The 20,579-nt window shown below is 47.1% G+C and carries 28 protein-coding genes and 1 riboswitch; of the genes, 12 read left to right on the forward strand and 16 right to left on the reverse strand.

The features are described 5' to 3' along the window. Positions 1–84 precede the first annotated feature (84 nt). The 6 genes from OVA33_RS18980 (at position 85) to OVA33_RS19005 (ending at position 3,629) form a co-directional block, all read left to right on the forward strand. Positions 85–807, forward strand: coding sequence for an esterase family protein (locus tag OVA33_RS18980; RefSeq protein WP_007409075.1), 723 nt, complete (start codon positions 85–87; stop codon positions 805–807). 25 nt (positions 808–832) lie between these two features. Further along, positions 833–1,348 (forward strand): YjcG family protein, encoded by a 516-nt coding sequence (locus tag OVA33_RS18985; protein ID WP_063636840.1) that lies wholly within the window; start codon positions 833–835, stop codon positions 1,346–1,348. A gap of 4 nt (positions 1,349–1,352) precedes the next feature. Next, complete coding sequence (locus OVA33_RS18990; protein WP_025649593.1) at positions 1,353–1,784, forward strand: GNAT family N-acetyltransferase; 432 nt, start codon at positions 1,353–1,355, stop codon at positions 1,782–1,784. Positions 1,785–1,942: 158 nt separating this feature from the next. Next, positions 1,943–2,176, forward strand: coding sequence for an AbrB/MazE/SpoVT family DNA-binding domain-containing protein (locus OVA33_RS18995; protein WP_007409078.1), 234 nt, complete (start codon positions 1,943–1,945; stop codon positions 2,174–2,176). Next, complete coding sequence (locus tag OVA33_RS19000) at positions 2,177–2,914, forward strand: ABC transporter ATP-binding protein (protein ID WP_017417469.1); 738 nt, start codon at positions 2,177–2,179, stop codon at positions 2,912–2,914. Beyond that, the gene (locus tag OVA33_RS19005; RefSeq protein ID WP_017417468.1) at positions 2,907–3,629 is read left to right on the forward strand and encodes an ABC transporter permease; all 723 of its coding nucleotides are present in this window, start codon (positions 2,907–2,909) and stop codon (positions 3,627–3,629) included. The genes OVA33_RS19000 and OVA33_RS19005 overlap by 8 nt, the downstream gene beginning before the upstream one ends. 41 nt (positions 3,630–3,670) lie before the next feature. On the opposite strand, the gene bla is transcribed toward OVA33_RS19005, so the two are convergent. Both bla and OVA33_RS19015 read right to left on the reverse strand, forming a co-directional pair. Next, the gene (bla, locus tag OVA33_RS19010) at positions 3,671–4,420 is read right to left on the reverse strand and encodes a subclass B1 metallo-beta-lactamase (protein WP_017417467.1); all 750 of its coding nucleotides are present in this window, start codon (positions 4,418–4,420) and stop codon (positions 3,671–3,673) included. A gap of 68 nt (positions 4,421–4,488) precedes the next feature. Then, positions 4,489–4,743: a hypothetical protein gene (locus OVA33_RS19015; RefSeq protein WP_065180638.1), complete on the reverse strand. Its 255-nt coding sequence runs from the start codon at positions 4,741–4,743 to the stop codon at positions 4,489–4,491. Between the two features lie 120 nt (positions 4,744–4,863). On the opposite strand from OVA33_RS19015, the gene OVA33_RS19020 reads away from it, so the two are divergent. Continuing rightward, positions 4,864–7,149, forward strand: coding sequence for an ATP-dependent helicase (locus OVA33_RS19020; RefSeq protein WP_065180639.1), 2,286 nt, complete (start codon positions 4,864–4,866; stop codon positions 7,147–7,149). Positions 7,150–7,217: 68 nt separating this feature from the next. Here the strand turns inward: OVA33_RS19020 and OVA33_RS19025 are convergent, their stop codons facing one another. From OVA33_RS19025 to OVA33_RS19040, 4 genes are all read right to left on the reverse strand, one after another. Beyond that, the gene (locus OVA33_RS19025; RefSeq protein WP_003154986.1) at positions 7,218–7,472 is read right to left on the reverse strand and encodes a sporulation-specific transcription regulator SpoVIF; all 255 of its coding nucleotides are present in this window, start codon (positions 7,470–7,472) and stop codon (positions 7,218–7,220) included. Between the two features lie 166 nt (positions 7,473–7,638). Continuing rightward, on the reverse strand, positions 7,639–7,800 hold the full coding sequence (locus OVA33_RS19030; RefSeq protein WP_017417465.1) for a YjcZ family sporulation protein: 162 nt from the start codon (positions 7,798–7,800) through the stop codon (positions 7,639–7,641). A gap of 91 nt (positions 7,801–7,891) precedes the next feature. After that, positions 7,892–8,089, reverse strand: a complete 198-nt coding sequence (locus OVA33_RS19035) for a hypothetical protein (RefSeq protein WP_012117306.1) — start codon at positions 8,087–8,089, stop codon at positions 7,892–7,894. Positions 8,090–8,375: 286 nt separating this feature from the next. Then, on the reverse strand, positions 8,376–8,732 hold the full coding sequence (locus tag OVA33_RS19040) for a DUF1360 domain-containing protein (RefSeq protein ID WP_063636844.1): 357 nt from the start codon (positions 8,730–8,732) through the stop codon (positions 8,376–8,378). 170 nt (positions 8,733–8,902) lie between these two features. Between OVA33_RS19040 and OVA33_RS19045 the strand changes: the two genes are divergently transcribed. From OVA33_RS19045 to cotZ, 5 genes are all read left to right on the forward strand, one after another. Then, positions 8,903–9,289: a spore coat protein gene (locus OVA33_RS19045; RefSeq protein WP_123117726.1), complete on the forward strand. Its 387-nt coding sequence runs from the start codon at positions 8,903–8,905 to the stop codon at positions 9,287–9,289. 37 nt (positions 9,290–9,326) lie between these two features. Further along, on the forward strand, positions 9,327–9,641 hold the full coding sequence (locus OVA33_RS19050) for a hypothetical protein (protein ID WP_015239584.1): 315 nt from the start codon (positions 9,327–9,329) through the stop codon (positions 9,639–9,641). A gap of 92 nt (positions 9,642–9,733) precedes the next feature. Next, positions 9,734–10,234 carry a spore coat protein gene (locus tag OVA33_RS19055; protein WP_015239583.1) on the forward strand — a complete coding sequence of 167 codons (501 nt, stop codon included), beginning with the start codon at positions 9,734–9,736 and terminating at the stop codon, positions 10,232–10,234. Between the two features lie 150 nt (positions 10,235–10,384). Further along, positions 10,385–10,867, forward strand: a complete 483-nt coding sequence (locus tag OVA33_RS19060; protein WP_003154995.1) for a CotY/CotZ family spore coat protein — start codon at positions 10,385–10,387, stop codon at positions 10,865–10,867. 145 nt (positions 10,868–11,012) lie between these two features. Beyond that, entirely contained in the window at positions 11,013–11,456 is a 444-nt protein-coding gene (gene cotZ, locus OVA33_RS19065; RefSeq protein WP_003154997.1) for a spore coat protein CotZ, read from the forward strand. A 57-nt stretch (positions 11,457–11,513) separates the two neighbouring features. Here the strand turns inward: cotZ and OVA33_RS19070 are convergent, their stop codons facing one another. The 10 genes from OVA33_RS19070 to OVA33_RS19115 all read right to left on the reverse strand — a co-directional run bounded on the left by OVA33_RS19070 (position 11,514) and on the right by OVA33_RS19115 (position 20,425). Next, entirely contained in the window at positions 11,514–12,122 is a 609-nt protein-coding gene (locus OVA33_RS19070; RefSeq protein WP_015239581.1) for a CotO family spore coat protein, read from the reverse strand. A 97-nt stretch (positions 12,123–12,219) separates the two neighbouring features. Beyond that, on the reverse strand, positions 12,220–12,996 hold the full coding sequence (gene fabI / locus OVA33_RS19075; RefSeq protein WP_003155001.1) for an enoyl-ACP reductase FabI: 777 nt from the start codon (positions 12,994–12,996) through the stop codon (positions 12,220–12,222). A 130-nt stretch (positions 12,997–13,126) separates the two neighbouring features. Beyond that, on the reverse strand, positions 13,127–13,939 hold the full coding sequence (gene thiD / locus OVA33_RS19080; RefSeq protein WP_014417432.1) for a bifunctional hydroxymethylpyrimidine kinase/phosphomethylpyrimidine kinase: 813 nt from the start codon (positions 13,937–13,939) through the stop codon (positions 13,127–13,129). 22 nt (positions 13,940–13,961) lie between these two features. Beyond that, positions 13,962–14,972 (reverse strand): thiazole biosynthesis adenylyltransferase ThiF, encoded by a 1,011-nt coding sequence (gene thiF, locus OVA33_RS19085; protein ID WP_063636847.1) that lies wholly within the window; start codon positions 14,970–14,972, stop codon positions 13,962–13,964. Next, positions 14,969–15,739, reverse strand: coding sequence for a thiazole synthase (thiG, locus tag OVA33_RS19090; RefSeq protein WP_007610655.1), 771 nt, complete (start codon positions 15,737–15,739; stop codon positions 14,969–14,971). Before thiG ends, thiF begins: the two co-directional genes overlap by 4 nt. Continuing rightward, positions 15,736–15,939 (reverse strand): sulfur carrier protein ThiS, encoded by a 204-nt coding sequence (gene thiS, locus OVA33_RS19095; protein WP_007409096.1) that lies wholly within the window; start codon positions 15,937–15,939, stop codon positions 15,736–15,738. The genes thiG and thiS overlap by 4 nt, the downstream gene beginning before the upstream one ends. Continuing rightward, positions 15,936–17,045, reverse strand: a complete 1,110-nt coding sequence (gene thiO / locus OVA33_RS19100; RefSeq protein WP_017417462.1) for a glycine oxidase ThiO — start codon at positions 17,043–17,045, stop codon at positions 15,936–15,938. Before thiO ends, thiS begins: the two co-directional genes overlap by 4 nt. Continuing rightward, complete coding sequence (tenI, locus tag OVA33_RS19105; RefSeq protein WP_012117296.1) at positions 17,029–17,646, reverse strand: thiazole tautomerase TenI; 618 nt, start codon at positions 17,644–17,646, stop codon at positions 17,029–17,031. Before tenI ends, thiO begins: the two co-directional genes overlap by 17 nt. Then, the gene (tenA, locus tag OVA33_RS19110) at positions 17,624–18,331 is read right to left on the reverse strand and encodes a thiaminase II (RefSeq protein WP_063636891.1); all 708 of its coding nucleotides are present in this window, start codon (positions 18,329–18,331) and stop codon (positions 17,624–17,626) included. Before tenA ends, tenI begins: the two co-directional genes overlap by 23 nt. An 87-nt stretch (positions 18,332–18,418) precedes the next feature. After that, positions 18,419–18,527: riboswitch (TPP riboswitch) on the reverse strand. A 53-nt stretch (positions 18,528–18,580) separates the two neighbouring features. Further along, entirely contained in the window at positions 18,581–20,425 is a 1,845-nt protein-coding gene (locus tag OVA33_RS19115; RefSeq protein WP_007610641.1) for a monovalent cation:proton antiporter family protein, read from the reverse strand. Between the last annotated feature and the right edge of the window lie 154 nt (positions 20,426–20,579).

The following is a 20,579-nucleotide window of genomic DNA, read 5'->3' on the forward strand; positions in this document are numbered from 1 at the left end:
GCACCTGAAAAAAGAAATTTCTAATAATTCATGGTACAATAGGAAAAAACCATCAAGACAAGAAGCGGCCTGGAGGAATGCGAAGTGGCATCGAAAAACGGAATCATTCATGAGAAAAAACTTTTCTCCCATGAGCTTGAAGAGGAAATGACCGTTTTGGTCTACCTGCCCGCCACCTTCTCCCCCCTGTATAAATATCATACGGTCATCGCTCAGGACGGCCATGATTATTTCAGATTAGGGAGAATCGGGCGGCAGGCGGAAGAGCTTATGTCAAAAGGGGAAATTGACCGCTGCATCATTATCGGCGTCCCTTATAAAAATGTGCGGGAGCGAAGAAACACATACCATCCAGAAGGCTCTAAGTTCGCCTCATATAAGCGGTTTATCGCCAATGAGCTCGTTCCTTTTATCGACAAAGAATACCCGACTTATCAAGTCGGATACGGCCGCACCATGATCGGGGATTCCCTCGGCGGAACCGTTTCGCTCATGACGGCGATTGACTATCCGAACATGTTTGGAAACGTCATCATGCAGTCTCCGTATGTTGACGGGCACGTGCTGGATGCCGTCCGGCAGTCGGAGGATCTCAAACAGATTTCCGTTTATCATCAAATCGGAGAAAAAGAAACCGGCGTTCACACGACGGACGGCCAGGTTCTTGATTTCACCGCGCCGAACGAAGAGCTCAAACAGCTGCTAGAAAGCAAACAGTCCGAATACACGTATGAAACCTTCGACGGGGATCATAAATGGACCTACTGGCAGCCGCTCATCACGCCGGCGCTGAAAAAAATGCTGTAACCATTCATTTAAGGAGGGAACTTTCATGAAATACGGTATTGTTTTATTTCCATCAAAAAAATTACAGGATCTCGCAAATTCGTACCGGAAACGCTACGACCCGAGCTACGCGCTCATTCCGCCGCATCTGACGGTAAGAGATCCGTTTGAAGCGACAGAACAGGAAATCGAGCAGGTCGTATCACAGCTGAGACAGACGGCGAAAGAGTCGCATCCGCTCGTTCTGAAAATCACAAAATACAGCTCGTTTTCTCCTGTGAATAATGTGATATATATGAAAGCAGAACCGACGGAGGAATTAAAATCTCTGAGTGAGAAATGCTACTCAGGAACATTATCCGGCGAGCCGGAATACAGCTTCGTTCCGCATGTCACGGTCGGCCAGAAGCTGTCGTCAGATGAACATTCCGACGTACTCGGACAGCTGAAAATGCAGGACATTTCCCACGAAGAAGTCATCGACCGTTTTCACCTGCTCTATCAGCTGGATAACGGCTCATGGACTGTGTACGAAACATTTTTATTAGGCGGAGGAGAATAACTGCTTGGAATCCATCATCGCAAAAACTGAAAAACAGCTAAACGACGCTTTTTTCGTCAGAAAAGAGGTCTTTGTTAAAGAACAGCACGTTCCGGAAGAAGAAGAGATTGATCAATTCGAGGACACGTCAGAACATATAGTCATATATGACGGCGGCCAGCCGGTCGGAGCCGGCAGATGGCGCATAAAAGACGGGCATGGAAAATTAGAACGCATCTGCGTGATGAAAAGCCATCGTTCTTTAGGCGTCGGAGCCGTCATTATGCAGGCGCTTGAAAAAGCGGCGGCAGCCAAGGGCGCCGACAGCTTTCTCTTACATGCGCAGACGCAGGCGGTTCCGTTTTACGAAAAACAAGGATACCGCGTTACATCCGGCGAAGAATTTCTCGATGCGGGCATCCCCCATCTGGAAATGGTAAAGGAACACAAACGATAAAATCAAAAGCACTCCTGTTTATAGCAGGAGTGCTTTTTTTATGAAAATAATACTATTTCATGAATTTTATTGCATTTTATGGAAGGTTAATGTATGTTTAGTATACGAAGTATTACAATTCATACAAAAAATACAATTCATATTTCGGAGGGATAAACATGACGGCACCAAAAGGAAAGCATATATTCGGGACTGTTAAAGTGGGCACAAAAGGACAGATTGTCATTCCTAAAGAAGCAAGAGATGTTTTCGATATAAATCCGGGGGATTCTCTGCTTATGCTTGGGGATGACCAGCAAGGTATCGCACTTGTTAAACAAGAACTCTTTTTCGAGTTTGCAAAAGATATTTTAAACGCTAAGCAAATCGATGAAGATAGCGAGGATGAGTAAATGCATGCGATTGAGCTGAAGCAATTAACGAAACATTATAAAGAAACCGCCGCCGTTGACCGTCTTAAGTTCTCAGTTGAGAAAGGGGAATTTTTCGCTTTACTCGGTGAGAACGGAGCCGGAAAAACGACATTAATCAGTATGCTTTGCGGACTTCTTTCTCCGGATGACGGTGATGCATCAGTGCTTGGACACAGTATTTTGACTGATTTGGATAAAATAAAACCGAAATTGAATATGTCCCCGCAGGAAACAGCCATCGCTCCTCATCTAACCGTACGGGAAAACTTAGAGTTTATAGCCGGAGTCTACGGAATTCCGAAAAAAGAAGCAAAAAAAAGAACGGATGAGATGCTCGAATTGTTTCAATTAAAAGAGAAAGAAAGAGCAAAAACAAAAACATTATCAGGAGGAATGCAGCGCCGCCTCAGCATCGCAATGGGAATGATCACCAAGCCGGATATTTATTTCTTAGATGAACCGACATTAGGGCTGGACGTCCGTTCACGCCGCGAGTTGTGGAAAAATCTTGAGGCATTAAAGGGAGACATGACGATTATTTTAACGACACACTATTTAGAAGAGGCTGAAGCCCTGGCAGATCGTATTTGCATTTTAGAAAATGGGACTTTAAAAGCACTGGGCACGGCGGAGGCTCTGAAAAAGCAAACTCATTCAGCCACATTTGAAGATGCCTTTTTAGCGATTTGTGACGGGGAGGCGGGTCTTTATGCTTGATTTCGCCATTCGCAACCGCAAAGAAATTTTTCGTGACCCCCTGTCTATTATCCTTGGAATCGCACTGCCTGTTATTCTATTGTTTCTGTTTACGGCGATTGAAAAAAATGCGCCGCTTGATACCTTTAAAATTCAGCATTTAGCACCCGGACTCATTGTTTTCGGTTTTGCTTTCCTTACGATGTTCTCTGCATTGCTGATCGCAAAAGACAAACAGACCGCCCTTTTGACCCGTTTGTTTGCTTCCCCTTTAAAAACAGCCGATTATGTCATCGGTTATGCACTGCCGATGCTGCCGTTAGCCATTTTACAAATCGTCATTTGTTTTATCGCAGCAGCGGCTGCCGGTTTATCCGCCGAGTGGATGAATCTTCTCGCAGGTATCGCTGTCTTGCTGCCGATTGCGATGATGTCCGTTTTCTTCGGTTTATGTTTAGGGGCTGTGTTTACGGACAAACAAATTTCAGGTATCGGAACGATTTATATTACACTCGTGCAATTTCTGGGCGGGGCTTGGATGGAGGTGAGCCTGCTCGGTGACACATTCAAACATATCGCTTATGCCTTACCGTTTATTCACTCGATCGAGCTGGCCCAGGAAGTCATATCCGGAGATTATTCTTCATTTCATCAGCATATTTGGCCGATAGCGGGATATACCGTTTTGGCGCTTGCACTTGCTTTCCTCAGTTTTATGAAAATCAGGAAGAGATAAAAAAAGCCGGCACTCCGTAATGGGAGCGCCGGTCTTCTTTATTACGTTTCTTTCAGAAGGCTTATCGTATGCGGCAGCAGACGGTCATCCCCCGGACTGCCATGGCCCGGGACGACAATGCTGATGTCCTGATATCTTTTCATGACTTTGCGGACGGCGCGCGGCCACTGATCCGGATAAAAGCCCGGAGTAGGCACGATTTCCTTTGTTTCTAAAGCCTTGATTAAGCATCCGCCGAATAAGAGCTTATCCTCAGGCAGCCAGACGGTCATATTGTCTTCCGTATGCCCTTTTCCCGGATAAAACGTTTCAATTTTCATATCGCCAAACTGCAGCTTTGTCACGTTTTTCAAATCTCCGAGCGGCCGGTCATATCCCTGCTGTCGGGCGAAGTCGGCGGTCAGCTTCGTGCTGTGCACCTTTACACCGTATTTGTACAGGGTGTTCAGCCCGCCGATACGATCGTCATGGGCGTGTGTCACAATGGCATCGGTCATCCTTTTTCCTGGAAACCGCTTTTTTATTTGTGTCATTAATTGCTCTGTGAGACTGTCATTCCACGGAGTATCAATCAGTACGATTCCTTTGGAAGTCTCAAGAAGCAATCCGTTCGCAGGGACGGGACTTCCGTCTGCCGTACCGGTGCTTGTATGCATCCAAACATGCGGCGCCAGCTGTGTGAGAGTGACATCTTTTGCTGCGGAGCCATCCGCCGCGTGTGCCGGTTTCATTCCGGCAGTAAAGAGGCCGAATAGAAATAACCCCGCAATTAATAATGAAAGCTTTCTCAAATTGAATCATTCCTTTCCGTATCTTTCATATATACGACTCAAAAAAGCCCGGATATATCCGGGCTTTTTCACACGTATTGATTTATTAACCGGCCTTTTCCCATGATTTGCGGCAGACGGGAAAGAGAGCGCTTACGTTTTTCCTCAAGTACTTTCTTTTCTGCGGCTGCGGTGTTTTCCTGGCGGCGTTCCACCTCTCTGTACACCCTGTCATTGGCGAGGGCGGCTGCTTTCGTAATGTCGGCGTAATCAGGCTTATAACCCGCTGCCCGGTTTGCGTATTGAGAATACTGCTGGTTTTGAATCCGTCCCGCATAAATCATATGTACCCCTCCCCTTCGCTTTTCATTTCCCTTAATCTTACTTTTTGAAACGCGGTTCTTTTGTTATGATATTCTTTGTCTATCAAATGGATGAACACCTTTTAATGGGAGGACCCCTTTTTGAAATGCGCCCGACTGAATAACCGAACGATACATTTACATAAATATTCTAGAGAACATTACCAATTCCTTTTTGAAGAAGCTCAGAAAGGAAATATTTTTTGCGCACATTGTGAGCAGCCCGTCTTGATGCGGCTTTCGATTTTAGAGCAGCCGGCATTTTATCACCGGCAAAAGGGAGACTTCACCGCCTGTGAAAAAGCATGCGCGGCCGAGGAACCGCAAGCGGAGAAAGAAAAAGAAGAGTATAAGGAAGCAGGCATGTTCCGTCTGCCGAAAGGAAAAGCGATTTCAGAGAATCCGAAACCGATCGTCTCAGAATGGAAAAGCCCGAAAAAAGTGCCTGCGGCCGAACCGTTTTCACCAACATCCGAGGCGGCTGATACATCTTTGTTCCCCGGCATCGGCCTGAACCGTGAACAGATGAAGGCAGTTACTGAAACGGACGGGCCTTTGTTAGTGCTTGCCGGAGCGGGAAGCGGAAAAACAAGGGTGCTGACGGCACGCGCCGCCCATATGATTGAACACCTCGGCATTTCACCTGAGAATATGCTGCTTGTGACCTTTACGACAAAAGCCGTCGCCGAAATGAAAGAGCGGATGGCAAATGAGTACGGTCTGGCAGCCGGAAAAGTCTCCCGTCTCGTGACAGGAACATTCCACAGCTTTTTCTATAAAATACTCTATCATTATGATTCTTCAAAATGGAACGGCAGCCAGCTTTTAAAAATGGAGTGGCAAAAAGAGCAATATGTGAAAAAGGCGCTCTATGAAGAAAATTTGGATGAAAAAGAGTTTCCCGTCGACCAGGCGCTTCAGCTTATCGGCTGCTGGAAAAACACATATCTCCCCCATGAGACCATTCCGCTTGCGGACGACTGGGAGAAAAAAGTGTACAGGCTCTACGAACATTACGAACGGCAAAAGCGGGAAAAACGGCAATTTGATTTTGATGACATGGCCCAAGGCTGTTATGAACTGTTTCAAAGCCGGCCTGATATTCTCGCACAGTACCAAAACAGATTTTCTCATATTTTGATTGATGAGTTTCAAGATATCAATCCTGTCCAGTACAACATTATGCAAATGATCGCAAGCCCTGAGAATAACCTGTGCTGCGTGGGTGATGACGACCAATCCATTTATGCATTCCGCGGCAGCAGCCCGTCTTTCATTTTAGATTTTCAAAAGGATTATCCGGCAGCAAAGACCATTTATTTAACGGCAAATTACCGATCGCCGCATCCGATCGTCTCAAGCGCTCATGCCGTCGTAAAGAAAAATAAAAAACGGTATGAAAAAACACTTTCTGCCGTCAAAGACGGCGTTCACAATCCCGTGCTGTTTTATCCTTACGATGAAGAAGAAGAAGCGACCATGATCGTTTCGGATATGAAAGAGAAAATTCAAAACGGGGAGAGTCCTGACGATTTTGCCGTGCTTTACCGGACAAACAGCGCCGGACGGGCCATTTATGAAAGACTGCACCAATCATCGATTCCTTATCATGCCGACAGGGGTGTGCAGACGTTCTACAGCCGCAGAATCGTACGCCAGATCCTCGCCTACTTATATGCGAGTCAGAATGAAGATGATCCGGATGCGGTGAAAGACCTGCTGCCCGCCTTATTTTTAAAGCAATCCGCCCTGCAAACGTTAAAGGCGCTGTCAATCACGGAAGATTGCACGATGGTTAAGGCACTGACGAAACTGCCTGACCTGAAGCCTTTTCAAATAGGGAAGATCAAGCAGATCGTTCCGTTTTTCGCAAGCATCCGGACAATGAAGCCGGTTGAAGCCATCACCTTTGCAGAAAGCAAAATGGGTTTTTCCGAGTATTTAAAAAAACGGGGCAATGAGGGGAACAAACTGGAAAAAGGCTCTGATGATCTCAGGGATGTCAAAGTGGCCGCCAAAAAATTCAAAACCATTCCCGATTTTCTTGCGCATGTCGATCATATGCGCGCCGCTGAGAATCTGAAAACCGATGAAAACGGCGTCGAACTGCTGACCATTCACCGCTCTAAAGGTCTTGAATTCAATACGGTCTATATTTTAGGCGCGGCTGACGGCTCGATCCCCCATGACTTCGCGCTTGAGACGGCGAGACAGGGCGATCCCGCTCCGCTCGAAGAAGAAAGACGGCTTCTGTATGTCGCAATGACAAGGGCCATGCAGCATTTATATGTATCTTGTCCCGCGTACAGGCGGGGAAAAACAGCGCGCAGCTCAAGATTTCTCGAGCCCCTTCTTCGGACGGACAGACGGAGCGCACTCAGGATATAAAGAACCCGGCAGATCGCTGCCGGGTTCTTCTCACATAAAAAGGCCTTTTTAGCAAGGCCGGCTGATGCCTATTTATTGTTCAGCATTTTAGAAATGGTGCCAAAATCAAGTTTCTCTTTACCGCTTGTAATAGATTGAACGATTTTGTCTTCCAATTCTTTCGGAACACGCTTGTTAGCCAGCTGGGACACCTTCTGAATGACGCCTCTCACCGTGTTTTCATCTTTGAAATTGGCATTTTGCAATGATCCTGCAAGGTTCATGACATCCTTCATGCTGACGCCTGTTTTCTTCTCAATATTTTTGAAAAATTGATTATCCATGGTGTGCCTCCTTTTGTGGAGTAATACGATATTGTATGAATAAAGAGCGGAACATGTGCCCGTAAGACAAGGAAAAAATTCCGAGTGCCCCGTCTCTATACTCCTTCATACATCAGGGAAGCACGGGACTGAACGGTCCCGCGCTTATCCAAGGTCTTGCTAAGGTTTAGCAAAAAAAGGATGCACCGACAATGATCAGAAGGATGAACAATACGACAACAAGAACAAATGTTGAGCCGTATCCGCCTCCGACATAGCCGCCTCCGTATCCGCCGCAGCCGCCATAACCGCCGTAGCCGCCGCCGAATCCGCCATATCCGAATCCCATATCTAAGCACCTCCTTTACTCTCTATACTCTATGTGAGCCGACTTGTTTGGCTTGGATAAATGCATAGGGCCGGTGCGGATTTCATTCATTTTAGTGAGAATGCTCATTTTTCTTCAGTTTTGCTTCTGTTTCGGCGGCAAACACATCTATCCATTCCTCAAAGCGCGATCCCGCTTCATCAAACTCAGACAGCTGTTTTTCAATAGATAAGATATATTTGTCATGCTCCCGCTGGTTTTGATTGTGCCGGCGGTATTTACCGTTTATGAATGATTCAAATATATTCATAACATCCCCTCCTCCTATGATCTATGCCGAACAGAGGCCGGCGTTCGGCAAAAAACAAAAAAACCGGAAGTTCCGGTTTTTTAGAAAACGGCTATTTCGGTTTTTTCTTTTGGCCGCAGCCGCAGCCTTTTTTCTTAATTTTTTTTTCGTAAGGCTGATGCACAGTTGACTTGTATGGAGAATGTTGGGAAGGTTTGCTTGATTGATTCATGGTGATCCTTCCTTTCCTTATGTCATATATGCCAGTTTATGCCGAAAGTGACGGTAAGTTGCTGGTGGAACCGCCTTATTCCTGCAGAAGACGAGAAACCGCAGCTTCAATGATCCCGGCCGCGCCGGCGATGGCTAACAGCAAAATCAGCCATTGCGCAGCCTCGGGTACCACAATCTGGGCCGCAATTAAAAAGGCGGCGCACCACACGCCCGTACACCAGTAGCAGCTGAGAAGTTCACCGATAAATGCCCTGATGCCTTTTCCTTTTATGACAATGTAGGTTTCTGTCGTGCCGTCTGGTTCGGTTTCTGTTTTTTCCTCGTGAAAAAGGCTCCGAAGCGGCGCCATAATGGTGTCAAATACGAAAAGCCTGGCCAGCCGGAAAACGGCAAACGATAACAGAATAAATGAAAGCCAATTGATAACCACCTGTTCACTCCTTTTCAAAACTTGACCTCTTTATACATATGCGAAAACCCTGATCTTCATGAATCGCACCTTGTCCGATAAAAAAATAGGTGCGATTTAGTTGTTTTTCTTATTCCGCTCGGCGTTTCATTTGCATTATATAAAGTATGAATGAGAAAGGAGTGAAGGTTATGTCGTTTGAAGAAAAAGTCGAAACACTGCAGCCGCAAATATTCGAACAATTATCCAACGAATTCGAGCAGAAGATCGAAGTGATTGATTGCGAAAATGTCACAATAGATACAACACTTATAACGGCCGCTCTTTCAATACAAGCTTCAGTTACTGCGGCGATTATCCTTGCGACACAGCTCGCGATCGCAGATGAAGACACAGCCGACCAAATGGCAACCGAACTGCTGATCCTCGATGATTGCCAAATAAAAAAGCGAACCCTCATTCAAGTCATTAACAGCCGCAATGTCAAAATCACACTGACAGCAGACGATATTATGGCCTTTGTACAAATTTTGTTTCAATTATTAAATATACTTTTTGCTGAACTAGACATCCTTTAACCTTTCTTTTCAAATATTTAAACAGAGGTGAGAACAAATGGCAGATAACGAAAAATTAAAAAAAGAACTCGAAAATCTACCAGAAGTGGATCCGCTTTTAAAGGTGCTTGTCAGCAATGTCTTCAAAAAACACGGCGTGACAAAAGATAAAATGCGGGAAATACCTGATGAAGAAAAAGAAATGCTGATCGCATTAGTCAAAGACATGCAGGCAAAAACAGAAGCTTTTCTTGAAAGCCAGAAACAAAAAAAAGAGCAGGAAAAAGCGCAAGATCAGCAGACCAATCCGCAAACCCGCAGAGAACAATTAATCGAACAGCTCCGGCAAAGACGCCAAAATCCCGGTCAATAACTAAAAAATAGTGATTTTTATCAGGATAGATGCCTGAGTCAAAGTAAGGGGCCGGCTCATTTAATAATAGTAAAAGAAAAGGAGGAATAGATATGGAAAGCAGACCATACTCTTGGGTTGCACTTGATCCTGAATGCGAACATCCGCGAGAAGAAAAAGAAGAAAAAGAAGGCAGAAGATGTAATGTTTGCTGTAACGGACATGGATTTGGCGAAGATAATGCCTTCCTTGACCAAGACCTTGCTCAAGCGAATATCAACAAACAAGTTTCTGAAGAAGCGATTATTATCAGAGACTCTTGTGATATTAACGTAACGTCAACAGACGTTCAGGCAGTCGCTTCAGTCATGACAGCGATTAATGCAGCAGTCGTAACGGCCACTCTCACTTCAATCGCTGACGGAGTCATCGCTGAATTGGTCGCACAAGACTTATTGCAGCTAACAGCTAACAAACAAATCAACCGTCAAAAACTGCTCATCGAAAACTCCCGCGGCGTAAACGTGACAACAGTAGATGCCGATATCGCAGTTTTGATCTCAACAGCGACAAATTTACTGATTGCTGTCTTAGTCATCACCCTTGTCCTCTAAAAAGAAAAAGCAGAGCTAAAAATGCTCTGCTTTTTCTTATTTTCTCCGCATATGATGAATATATAGACGTTCACCCACACCAAGTGAGGCTCGCGTACATATGTTGTTAAAGACAAAAGTCAAATACCCTAAAAGAAGGAGCTGAAATCCATGAGCTGCGGAAAACACCATGGCCGAGATGAAAGTTGTGTATGCGATGCAGTCGAGAAGATTTTAGCAGAACAAGAGGCTGTTGAAGAACAATGCCCGACTGGATGCTATACCAATCTGTTAAGCCCGACGGTTACCGGTAAAGATACCATCCCGTTTCTCTTGTTTGATAAAAAAGGCGGTTTGTTCTCCACATTCGGGAACGTCGGAGGCTTTGCGGATGACAGCCAGTGCTTCGAGTCTATTTTCTTCCGGGCAGAAAGAGTTTGTGATTGCTGCGCAACGCTTTCAGTATTGCGCCCCGTAGATGTGCACGGCGACACCCTCAGCGTCTGCCATCCTTGTGACCCGGATTTCTTCGGTTTAGAAAAAACAGATTTTTGCATTGAAGTTGATCTGAGCTGCTTCAGCGCCATTCAATGCCTTTCACCGGAGCTTGTTGACCGGCCTGAGCCGCACAAAGAGAAAAAGCATCACGGATAGTCATTGATTCGCATCTTTCCTAAAGAAGAATCCCCTTCCAACCTTCTATTACAGATGCAATCATCAGCCCGCCCGGACTTCCGGGCGGCTGACTCTCCGATATCGTTTAATCCGGTATATAAAACGTGAAGTCAGGAGGGATATTATGAGCAAGCATACAACATACTGTGTGCGTGAAGCGGTAGAAAATATTGAAGACCTGCAAAATGCGGTCGAGGAAGATTGCCCGGCCGGATGCTATTCCAACCTTTTATCGCCGGGTTTTTCATTAGGCGATACAGTGCCGTTTGTGCTTTTCACTTCTAAATCATCACCGTTTACCGCATTCGGAAATGTCGGCGAGCTGGATAACGGTCCGTGTTTTAACACCGTTTTTTTCAGAGTTGAAAGGGTCTGTGACGGCTGTGCCACATTAAGCCTGCTTATTGCTTTTGACGAGCATAAGCACATTCTTGATTTTACAGATAAAGACTCTCTCTGCGATGTATTCCGTTTAGAAAAAACGAACTATTGCGTTGAAGTCGATCTCCATAGCTTCTGCGCCATCAATTGCCTGAACCCGAGACTGATCAACCGCACACATTCTTAAATCAAAAAGCATAAAAATAAGCTGCCGGATTAAGAATTCAGGCAGCTTTTTGTATGGTTAAAATCCAAGCGGATGCAGCGAGGTAATATCGTCTATTGCGAGTTCTGCCGGCGCTCCGTTGCTTGTCGTCCGCAGGAAGATCGCATTATTTTTTCTGCCGACGATTACGCCTCTGTAGGTTTTCCCGTTGGCTTCTATCAGACAAAGGGTCCGCGGCATATTATGCGGCAGCTTCGTTAAGAAATCAATTTTTTCAAGAATGGACATTCTGCTCATCGGCTTTTTCACGCGCTTTGGCGGAACCTTTTCCTCTGGGGCGGCATTGTGAACCGCTTCAGGCTCTTTTTCAGCGGCATCAGACTCTTTTTTAGCGGCGTCAGGCTTGGCAGTGTCCTGCTCTGCTTGCGCCGGAACTTCTTGAACGGCTTCTTCTGCGCGGCTGTGCTGTTCAGGTACTTGCTTTTCTGGTTCGACAGCCACTGCTCCTTCAGGCTGAGTTTGACATTCTTCCTCCCGCTTTCCATGCATCGGCTCTTCTTCCGGCGGCTGAGGCGCTTTCCTTTTTTTGATTAATATGTCCTGCATTGATGATTGCGTGTCTGAATAATCCGCCTGAACAATATACATGAGCGGTTTTTTTTCCGCGTTTCTGTTTTGTTTTGACATCTTCATCCCTCCGATTCTGTCATGTTTTATTTATATGACGGAATGATTAAAATCAGAAGAAAGAAAAAAGCAATCCCTGAAAGGGACTGCTTGTTATTTAACGAGCGGTAATATGGAATCCTGAATCAACGTGAAGATTTTCGCCCGTGATGCCTCTTGACAGGTCACTGAACAAGAATGCAGCCGTGTCGCCCACTTCTTCAGGTGTTGTCGTGCGGCGCAGCGGCGCGCGCTCTTCAATTTCTTTCAGGATAGAGTTGAAATCACTGATTCCTTTTGCAGACAGCGTACGGATCGGTCCTGCTGAAATGCTGTTGACGCGGATGTTTTCTTTTCCTAAGTCAGCGGCTAAATATCTGACGCTCGCATCAAGAGACGCTTTTGCCACACCCATTACGTTATAGTTTGAAACGACGCGCTCTCCGCCGAGGTAAGTGAGTGTAACGATGCTTCCGCCTTCTGTCATAATCGGACGCGCCGCTTTTGCGACCGCTGTCAGAGAGTAAGAACTGATGTTATGCGCAAGCAGGAATCCTTCGCGGTTCGTATTTAAATATTCGCCGACAAGCTCTTCTTTGTTTGCGAACGCGATACAGTGCGCGATGCCGTGAATCACGCCGACCTGCTCTTTAATGCTCGCAAAGCAAGTTTCGATCTCAGCGTCATTTGTCACATCACACGGAAGGATGATGGAATCATTTCTTTCTAATGTAGCCGCAAGGTCATGAACTGATTTTTCCAAGCGCTCTCCCGCGTAAGTGAAAATGAGGCGCGCTCCGGCTTCATGCAGCGAACGGGCGATTCCCCATGCGATACTGCGTTTATTGGCAACGCCCATCACAACGATGTTGCGGCCTTCAAGTGAGAAATTCATATGTATAAAGCCTCCTGTAATCGTCTTAAAGACATAGTTTTAGTACCTGATCTTAATTTTTATCATATCATAACCTTGTCCAGATTGAAAGCATGGGAAAAAGACCGCGGATGTTGAAGCGGTCTCTTTTTTATCTCGTCTGCAGACTGTTCCTTTTAAAGGCAAAATGATTGGTCGGGCCGTGTCCCTCTCCGATGCCGAGCGTATGTTCCACGGCTTCCCGCACAAAATTGACGGCTGTCTCAAACGCGGTCTGAATGTTTTTCCCCTTTGCCGTTTCCGCCGTCAGCGCGGCTGCGAACGTGCAGCCTGTTCCGTGGGTGTGTTTGGTGTCAATATAAGCGTGGCTGATTTGGGTAAAAGACGAACCGTCAAATAATAAATCAACGATTCTCCCCTGTTCAGGCTGATGTCCGCCTTTTATGATGACATGCTTTGCACCAAGCTTGCAAAGGCATTCGGCCGCTTTTTTCCGGTCCTCAAACGTTCGGATTTCCATTCCCGTCAATACCTCAGCTTCCGGAACATTCGGCGTCACCGCATAGCTGCGCGGAATTAACAGTTCTTTTAACGCGGCCTGAGATTCCTCACGCAGCAGGGAAGCGCCTCCTTTGGCAATCATGACGGGGTCGGTGATGACATGATCAAGCCCGTACTGATCCGTTTTTTCCGCAATTTCCGCAATCATTTCCGCGCTCCACAGCATTCCCGTTTTTACAGCGTCAGGCCGCAAATCTTCCGCCACCGCGTCAATCTGGCTGCCCAGCGCTTCCCGGGTGAGCGGATAAATGCCGTGAACGCCCAAAGTGTTCTGGGCGGTTACCGCTGTAATGGCTGACATCCCGAAAACGCCGAGCTCCTGAAAGGTTTTGAGATCCGCCTGTATACCGGCGCCGCCTCCTGAATCTGATCCGGCAATCGTCAATGCTTTGCATATGCTCATGATGTTCTTCTCTCCTTTCGCATTATCCGATCCATTTATGATAAAAAGATTTCGCTCTGCTGATATCACTTGTGCCGTGTATTAATGCTCTGCCGTCACGAAACAGAACCATCTTGAACTTGTCTGTGCAAAACGAAATTAAATACGGGTTGGCTGAAACATCAAGCCCTGTCCGTCTGAGCTGTCCCGCAAGTTTTTGCAGATCAAACTGTTCGGAGATCCCCGTTCTGATCTGCACCGTGTTCCGCCCGCACAGAACCGCCGCTTTTGTCTGATTTTCATAGGATAAAAACGGATAATCGTTTGTGCCGCAGCTTGGGCAATCAGCCGACTTAAGACGGGCGACGTTTATTTCTGACCGTTCATTTTTCCATAAATCAAAGGAACGGAGAACATGCTCGATAGATCCGCCCGTTAACAGCTTCAGCGCATCTGCTGCCTGAAAAACGGCCGTCTGCAATACAGCCGGGCTGATGATTCCTGCCGTATCGCATGTCATACCGCCTAAAGGCAATGTCTCAAGCAGACAGTGAAGGCACGGCGTGACACCGGGAATGACGGTAAAAGAGAGCCCGTAGCTGCCGACACAGGCGCCGTACAGAAAGGGAATCCCTTTCTGCACAGCCGCATCATTCACAATCAGCCTCGTTTCAAAGTTGTCGGCGGCATCCACGATGAGAGAGGCGCCACGAATCAATCCGGGTGCGTTTTCCGCAGTGACATCCATGACAAATCCCTCGACCTCTACATCACTATTTATAGATCGAAGCCGTTTTTCAGCCGCCGCGGCTTTCGGCATTTCCTGTCTGACATCGTCTTCGGTATAAAGCTGCTGGCGCTGGAGATTACTCCACTCCACATAGTCTCTGTCAGCGATCGTTACCTTCCCGACTCCTGCTCTGACAAGCATCTCCGCACTTGCCGTCCCAAGCGCACCCGCGCCGATAATCACGGCATGAGACGACCGGAGCTTCTCTTGGCCTGAGGGACCGATCGGCTGAAACAGCTCCTGTCTGGAATATCTGTCCGTCATACCGGAAGACCGTCTCGCGGACTGCTTGCAGTTCCGTAATCTTTCACCGGAATTCTCCCGGCTTCATAAGAAAGGCGGCCCGCTTCTACGGCAAGCTTCATCGCCCTGGCCATCTTGACCGGATCATCAGCGCCTGACACAGCGGTATTTAACAGCACGCCGTCAGCCCCGAGCTCCATCGCGTAGGCGGCGTCTTTTGAAGATCCGACGCCGGCATCGACAATGACCGGCACCTTCGCCTGTTCAATGATAAAGGATAGATTCAGCGGATTTAAAATTCCCTGACCGGAACCGATCGGGGAAGCGCCCGGCATAATGGCATGCACTCCGAGCTCCTCAAGACGTCTTGCGAGCACGACATCGTCTGACGTATACGGAAGCACGATAAATCCCTCTTCGAGCAGCTGTTCTGATGCTTTCAGCGTTTCAACCGGATCAGGCAAAAGTGACCGGCTGCATCCGATGACTTCTACTTTTATCATGTCACAAAGCCCTGAAGCTTTGGCAAGCCTTGCGATTCGGACCGCCTCTTCAGCCGTTGCGGCACCGGCCGTATTCGGCAGAAGCGTATATTTAGACAAATCAAGCTGTTCGAGAAAGTTAGGCTGAGACTCTTCAAAGATGTTCATCCGCCGCACCGCAAAGGTTAAAATATCTGATTCCGAGACAGCCACCGCCTCTTTCTGAATCTCAAAACTCGGATATTTTCCCGTTCCTAACAGCAATCTTGACTGAAACTGTTTTCCGCCTATTGTTAACATCCTCATCCGCCTCCTACAAAATGGACAATTTCTATGACATCGCGGTCACACAAACTTGTATTTTCATAATTCTTTTTTTCAATGATTTCTTTATTTCTCTCCACAACTACGATTCTTTGATCAAGCTGGTACGATTCAAGCAAATCCTGAACCGTCCCCTCATTTCGATTCCAATCAATTTGTTTTCCGTTCAGCTGAAGGATCATATATGAACAGCCTCCTTGCGATCAATTCGAAACGCTTCTTCCCATTCCTGTTTAATCTGTCTTTCCAGGATCATATCCCGCACCATTTCAGCCGTTGCCGGCGCCAACAGGATGCCGTTCCGAAAATGGCCGGCGGCGAAGATGATGCCGCTGTCTTCAGGATGCCGCCCGATAAACGGCTTTCCGTCTCTTGTTCCCGGCCTGAGACCCGCCCAAAACCGGTCTATTTTCATATGTTCGATGGCGGGAAGCATTGTTTTCGCTTTTCCAATGACGGCCTCAATTCCTCCGATGTCAGGCGTATCGCTCCAGTCGCCCTGTTTCATCGTGGCGCCGATGACAAGCCGGCCGCTTTTTCTCGGGACGACATAACAATGATCATGGTAAAGGGTTTTGGTCAGCGGGGTATCGTCATTCCACACGGAAAGGCATTCTCCTTTCACAGGAAAAAAAGGCTGTCCCAAGCCGAGCTGGCTGAAAAACCGGCCGCTCCATACACCGCTTGCAACTGCGACTTTGTCAGCATAGACATCCCCGCCGGATGTTGTGATGCAATATTCTCCGTTCACCCGTTTTACGGAGGTGACTTGTGTATGCTCATATATGTCAGCGCCATAGCGCCGCGCTCCTTTTGCATACGCTTTGCAGACATAGTACGGTTCGACATGGACATCGTCTTTTATAAAACTTGCGCCGAGAATGTCTTTTGAAGCGTAAGGCTCTTTTTCAAGGGCATCTTCCGCTGAAAGCCAGGTGACGGAAGGCAGATCATCCATCTTCCGTAGACGGGCGATATCTTCTTCGGTATACGCCAGTTTAAGCATTCCGCCGTTATGGCGCCTGATGTCAATGCCGCAAGCTTCCTCAAGCTCTTGCCCCGCCGCTTCATACAGCCTTTGACTGTGCATGGCAAAATCAAAAAACGCATCCCGGTTTTCACATTCCGCATGAGCGCCCAGCATTCCCGCGGCAGCGCTTGTCGTTTTTCGGCCGACTTCTCCGGCTTCAAACAAGACAACGTTCTGCTGCGTCTTCGCCAGCTCATAAGAAATGGCGCACCCGATAATTCCGCCGCCGATCACCGCTGTATCATAGTGCTTCTTCATAATCGGCCTCCCTTACCGCGCGTGCATACCGTTTTGCCGCCTCCTCAGGATTTTCAGCTGAGAAAATACCTGACATGACGGCAATTCCGTCCGGTTTCGCCTGCTTTGTGTGTCCGATCGTCTGCAGTGTCATTCCGCCGATTGCGATGACGGGGATGGAAAGCGTGCGTTTGATCTCTGAAAGCAGGCTGATGCCTCTTGCTTCAAGTCCCTGTTTACATTCGGTTTCAAATACATGGCCGAACACCACATAATCCGCATCTTCCTTTTCAGCTTGGATGGCTTCTTTCAGCGAATGAACCGAACGTCCGATATGAAGATGGGGAAATCTGCTTCGCACCTGCTTTACGGAAAAGCTGCGGGACGGAAGCTGAACACGGTGTATGTTGGCAAAAAGCGCGATATCCGCCCTGTCATTGATGATCAATTTGTCCTTATCCGCACCGCCCTTTTTCAAAAGGGACAAAAGCTGCATGATCTCTCCCGCTGTTTTATCCCGCTCACGGATATGGATAAAGCTTACTTCGCGCTGAATCGAAAGAATATCCTCGGCAAGCTCGGCAACGGGTTTGCGATTATCAGTTACCGCGTGCAGCTCCAAAGGATTCCACCTCTTTTCCGCCCTTCTCGGACCAGCCTTCTTTTTGATAGGCCATTCCCCAAAATTGATATTCATAATAGCTTGAAATCACAAAATTCTCTTTCATTTTCGCGAGGATGTCCTCTGTGCTGTTTTCAGCAATCTCGTCGAAACGGCTGATTTGTTCTTCGACTTGCTGTCTGAACCAGTCTCCGCCGTATGTACCGATCCATTTTTCATAAATCGGATGCTCCGGTTTGCACTCTTTTAAGTGTTCGCCGACTTCATAATAAAGCCAATAACAGGGCAGAAGCGCAGCTAATATTTCTCCAAAATTGCCGCTCATCACCGATCTGTACATATGAGACGTATAAGAATAGGCGGTCGGTGCCGGTTTAAATGCCGCACGCTCTTCTTCCGTAATCCCTAAAAGCTCCGTAAACTCGCGGTGCAGCGCCATTTCCGCTTCATATGTCCCTTGAGCGTGGCCCGCCATCCTGCCCGTCGTAAACAAGTCTTCGGCATATGCGGCGCCGAACGCCTGAACTTTTGCAAAATGCGTCAAATAGTAGGAATCTTGCAGCACGTAATAGCTGAAACGGTCTATCGGCAGGCTTCCGTCACCGATTCCCGTTACAAACGGATGAACAAAACTTCCGTCCCACCATTCGGCAGCCGCCTGTCTGCATTCTTCAGAAAATGTCATCATGTCTTCCCCCCTGATAAAATAAAAAAACCACTTTCCCGCATCGGAAAAGTGGTTTGGAATTTAAATGGATAAAAGGAACCCCAAAAAAATACCGCTCCACTTCCCTACGCAGGTCTGAACCTGTTCAAGTTATGAGGGTCTAAAAGTCTCACTTTTATCTCAGCCCTTATGAAGGACACCCCTAGTGGTCATACGATTAATGATTTATTTGTTATGCCTTCTATATTATCACGAATTGCAATTTGGTCAAGCTTCAAGGATTTTTCTCAGTTCCGACACGTAGTTGCGCGAGCCCGTGACGATGAGGCGGTCTCCTGTTTTCAGCCGCGTGTCTCCGTGCGGAACGATGCTGTCCACACCTCTGAAAATCCGGACGAAAATCACATCGCCCATCAGCGGAAATTCCCGCAGAATGATGCCGTTATACGCCGGGTTTTCCAGATTGATCTGATATAACGAAGACTCCTCATTCGTCAGGAGGCTCATCACGCCCGGCGCCTCAATTAATGCGCGCAAGAGCGTCTTTGTAGACAGAAGGATAGAAAAAATACTGATGCCCTCTTCTTTCAGTTTTGTTTCATGCTCAACCGAGCCGACGCTTGCGATGATACGCTCAGTCCCTTTCTCTTTCGCTATTAAGGCGATTTCAGCGTTCACATCTTCATTTCCCGTCGCCACGACAAGAATATCGGTTTTGAAAATACCGTGCGACTCAAGCGTGCCGGGCTCGTAATCAGAAATCGTGTCAACCGAAAAAACCGATTCCGCAAGCGTTTCCCCGGCATTTTCCTGATACACATGGACGACCCGTACTTCATATTCCTCCTCAGGCAGTTCCAGCGTAACCGGAAGTGTCATTTGGTTGGCGCCGATAAATGTAATGCGCTTTTTTTCCTGCGGCGCACTTTGCCGTTTGTATAATTTCTTAAAGCCGATCGGCGTGATGATGCTGGCAATAACCGCAACTAAAGTCAGCGCGCCGGACATATTGGCGCTGATAATGTGGAGCCTTTCTCCGATCGTAGCCGCCGCGATAACAAGCGACAGCGTGGACGTCAGCAAAAAGCCCGAAGCAAACACGGTTCTTTTGTCATACCATTTCTTTAAGTAAAACACCGGGAACATTTTGCTGATAAACAGCGCAAGCAGAAGCAGCGGAATCATCGTTAACGTTTTCGGATCTTGGAAAAGCGTCCAAATGTCCAATTTCACCCCGACCATGACGAAAAAGATCGGAATTAAAAACCCGTAGCCGAATGAATCCAGCTGTTCCACCATTTCTTTATTCGGAGACAGAAGCGATACCAGAACGCCTGCCAAAAACGCGCCGAGAATATTTTCCGCCCCGAGAGATTCCGATAAAGCGACAAGCACGATAATCAGTGTGAAAATGGCCCGCGTGCCGATCTGCACGGTGCCTTTAGACATCGACTGCACAAATGAACGGTGTTTAAAGATCCTGCCGAAGAAATACAGCACGACCCCCGCGGCAAAAAGAATCAACAGAAGCCACATATTTCCGCTGTCTTCTCCGTAAAGAGAAGAGAAAAAAGCGAGCAGAATCATCGTAGCCAAGTCCGCGATAACGGCGACAAGCAGGATGATCTGGCCGATATTGGAGTTCATGATCCGTTCTTCCTTTAAAGTCGGGACCACCACGCCGAGTGATATCGTCGAAATAATAAGCGTCATTAAAAATGCGTTTTGTATAAAACCGGCTAATACAAAAGCATAGGACAGCAGCAATGATAAAATAAAGATGCCGAAAAAGATAATCAGTGCGGCAGAAAACGTGTTGGGCGCTTCCTTGCCATTCGGAAGGAATTGTTTTTTCTTCCCTTTCTCAAATGAAGAAAAATCAATTTCCAAGCCGCTTAAAAACATTAAAAAGATAAAGCCGAGAACAGACAGCGTCTCCAGCCACGTGTCTCCCTGAACGACAAGATTCAGGCCGCTTTTTCCGATAATAAGCCCCATGATGATCTCCGCGACGACGACGGGGATGCTGAGCTTAAACCGATGTAAAAGGAGCGGCGTCAAAAAAGCGACGATCAGAACGACGACTAAAGATGCGACAGATGTGTGTTCCATTCGTAAATACCTCCTTAAAACAAGGGTTATAAAAGCCCGCTTAAAGCGGGCGAAACCTTACTTTTTTTAAAAACATAACGCATATTCTAACAAGGCTGAACCCGAAAAAAAAGTGATAAGGCTTTATTTCTTTAATTCTTTTTTAATTTGTGCA

Origin of the sequence: Bacillus sp. KICET-1, assembly GCF_027721405.1 — a bacterium.
In the GTDB taxonomy this organism is placed as follows: Bacteria; Bacillota; Bacilli; order Bacillales; family Bacillaceae; genus Bacillus; species Bacillus velezensis.

Bases quoted from the DNA above. Each gene is read 5' to 3' on its own strand.
- OVA33_RS18985 (WP_063636840.1), top strand. From the start codon at position 833: ATGAAATACGGTATTGTTTTATTTCCATCAAAAAAATTACAGGATCTC.
- OVA33_RS18995 (WP_007409078.1), top strand. From the start codon at position 1,943: ATGACGGCACCAAAAGGAAAGCATATATTCGGGACTGTTAAAGTGGGC.
- OVA33_RS19000 (WP_017417469.1), top strand. From the start codon at position 2,177: ATGCATGCGATTGAGCTGAAGCAATTAACGAAACATTATAAAGAAACC.
- OVA33_RS19005 (WP_017417468.1), top strand. From the start codon at position 2,907: ATGCTTGATTTCGCCATTCGCAACCGCAAAGAAATTTTTCGTGACCCC.
- OVA33_RS19015 (WP_065180638.1), bottom strand. From the start codon at position 4,743: ATGATTTATGCGGGACGGATTCAAAACCAGCAGTATTCTCAATACGCA.
- OVA33_RS19025 (WP_003154986.1), bottom strand. From the start codon at position 7,472: ATGGATAATCAATTTTTCAAAAATATTGAGAAGAAAACAGGCGTCAGC.
- OVA33_RS19030 (WP_017417465.1), bottom strand. From the start codon at position 7,800: ATGGGATTCGGATATGGCGGATTCGGCGGCGGCTACGGCGGTTATGGC.
- OVA33_RS19035 (WP_012117306.1), bottom strand. From the start codon at position 8,089: ATGAATATATTTGAATCATTCATAAACGGTAAATACCGCCGGCACAAT.
- OVA33_RS19045 (WP_123117726.1), top strand. From the start codon at position 8,903: ATGTCGTTTGAAGAAAAAGTCGAAACACTGCAGCCGCAAATATTCGAA.
- OVA33_RS19050 (WP_015239584.1), top strand. From the start codon at position 9,327: ATGGCAGATAACGAAAAATTAAAAAAAGAACTCGAAAATCTACCAGAA.
- OVA33_RS19055 (WP_015239583.1), top strand. From the start codon at position 9,734: ATGGAAAGCAGACCATACTCTTGGGTTGCACTTGATCCTGAATGCGAA.
- OVA33_RS19060 (WP_003154995.1), top strand. From the start codon at position 10,385: ATGAGCTGCGGAAAACACCATGGCCGAGATGAAAGTTGTGTATGCGAT.
- cotZ (WP_003154997.1), top strand. From the start codon at position 11,013: ATGAGCAAGCATACAACATACTGTGTGCGTGAAGCGGTAGAAAATATT.
- OVA33_RS19070 (WP_015239581.1), bottom strand. From the start codon at position 12,122: ATGTCAAAACAAAACAGAAACGCGGAAAAAAAACCGCTCATGTATATT.
- fabI (WP_003155001.1), bottom strand. From the start codon at position 12,996: ATGAATTTCTCACTTGAAGGCCGCAACATCGTTGTGATGGGCGTTGCC.
- thiD (WP_014417432.1), bottom strand. From the start codon at position 13,939: ATGAGCATATGCAAAGCATTGACGATTGCCGGATCAGATTCAGGAGGC.
- thiF (WP_063636847.1), bottom strand. From the start codon at position 14,972: ATGACGGACAGATATTCCAGACAGGAGCTGTTTCAGCCGATCGGTCCC.
- thiG (WP_007610655.1), bottom strand. From the start codon at position 15,739: ATGAGGATGTTAACAATAGGCGGAAAACAGTTTCAGTCAAGATTGCTG.
- thiS (WP_007409096.1), bottom strand. From the start codon at position 15,939: ATGATCCTTCAGCTGAACGGAAAACAAATTGATTGGAATCGAAATGAG.
- thiO (WP_017417462.1), bottom strand. From the start codon at position 17,045: ATGAAGAAGCACTATGATACAGCGGTGATCGGCGGCGGAATTATCGGG.
- tenA (WP_063636891.1), bottom strand. From the start codon at position 18,331: ATGACATTTTCTGAAGAATGCAGACAGGCGGCTGCCGAATGGTGGGAC.
- OVA33_RS19115 (WP_007610641.1), bottom strand. From the start codon at position 20,425: ATGGAACACACATCTGTCGCATCTTTAGTCGTCGTTCTGATCGTCGCT.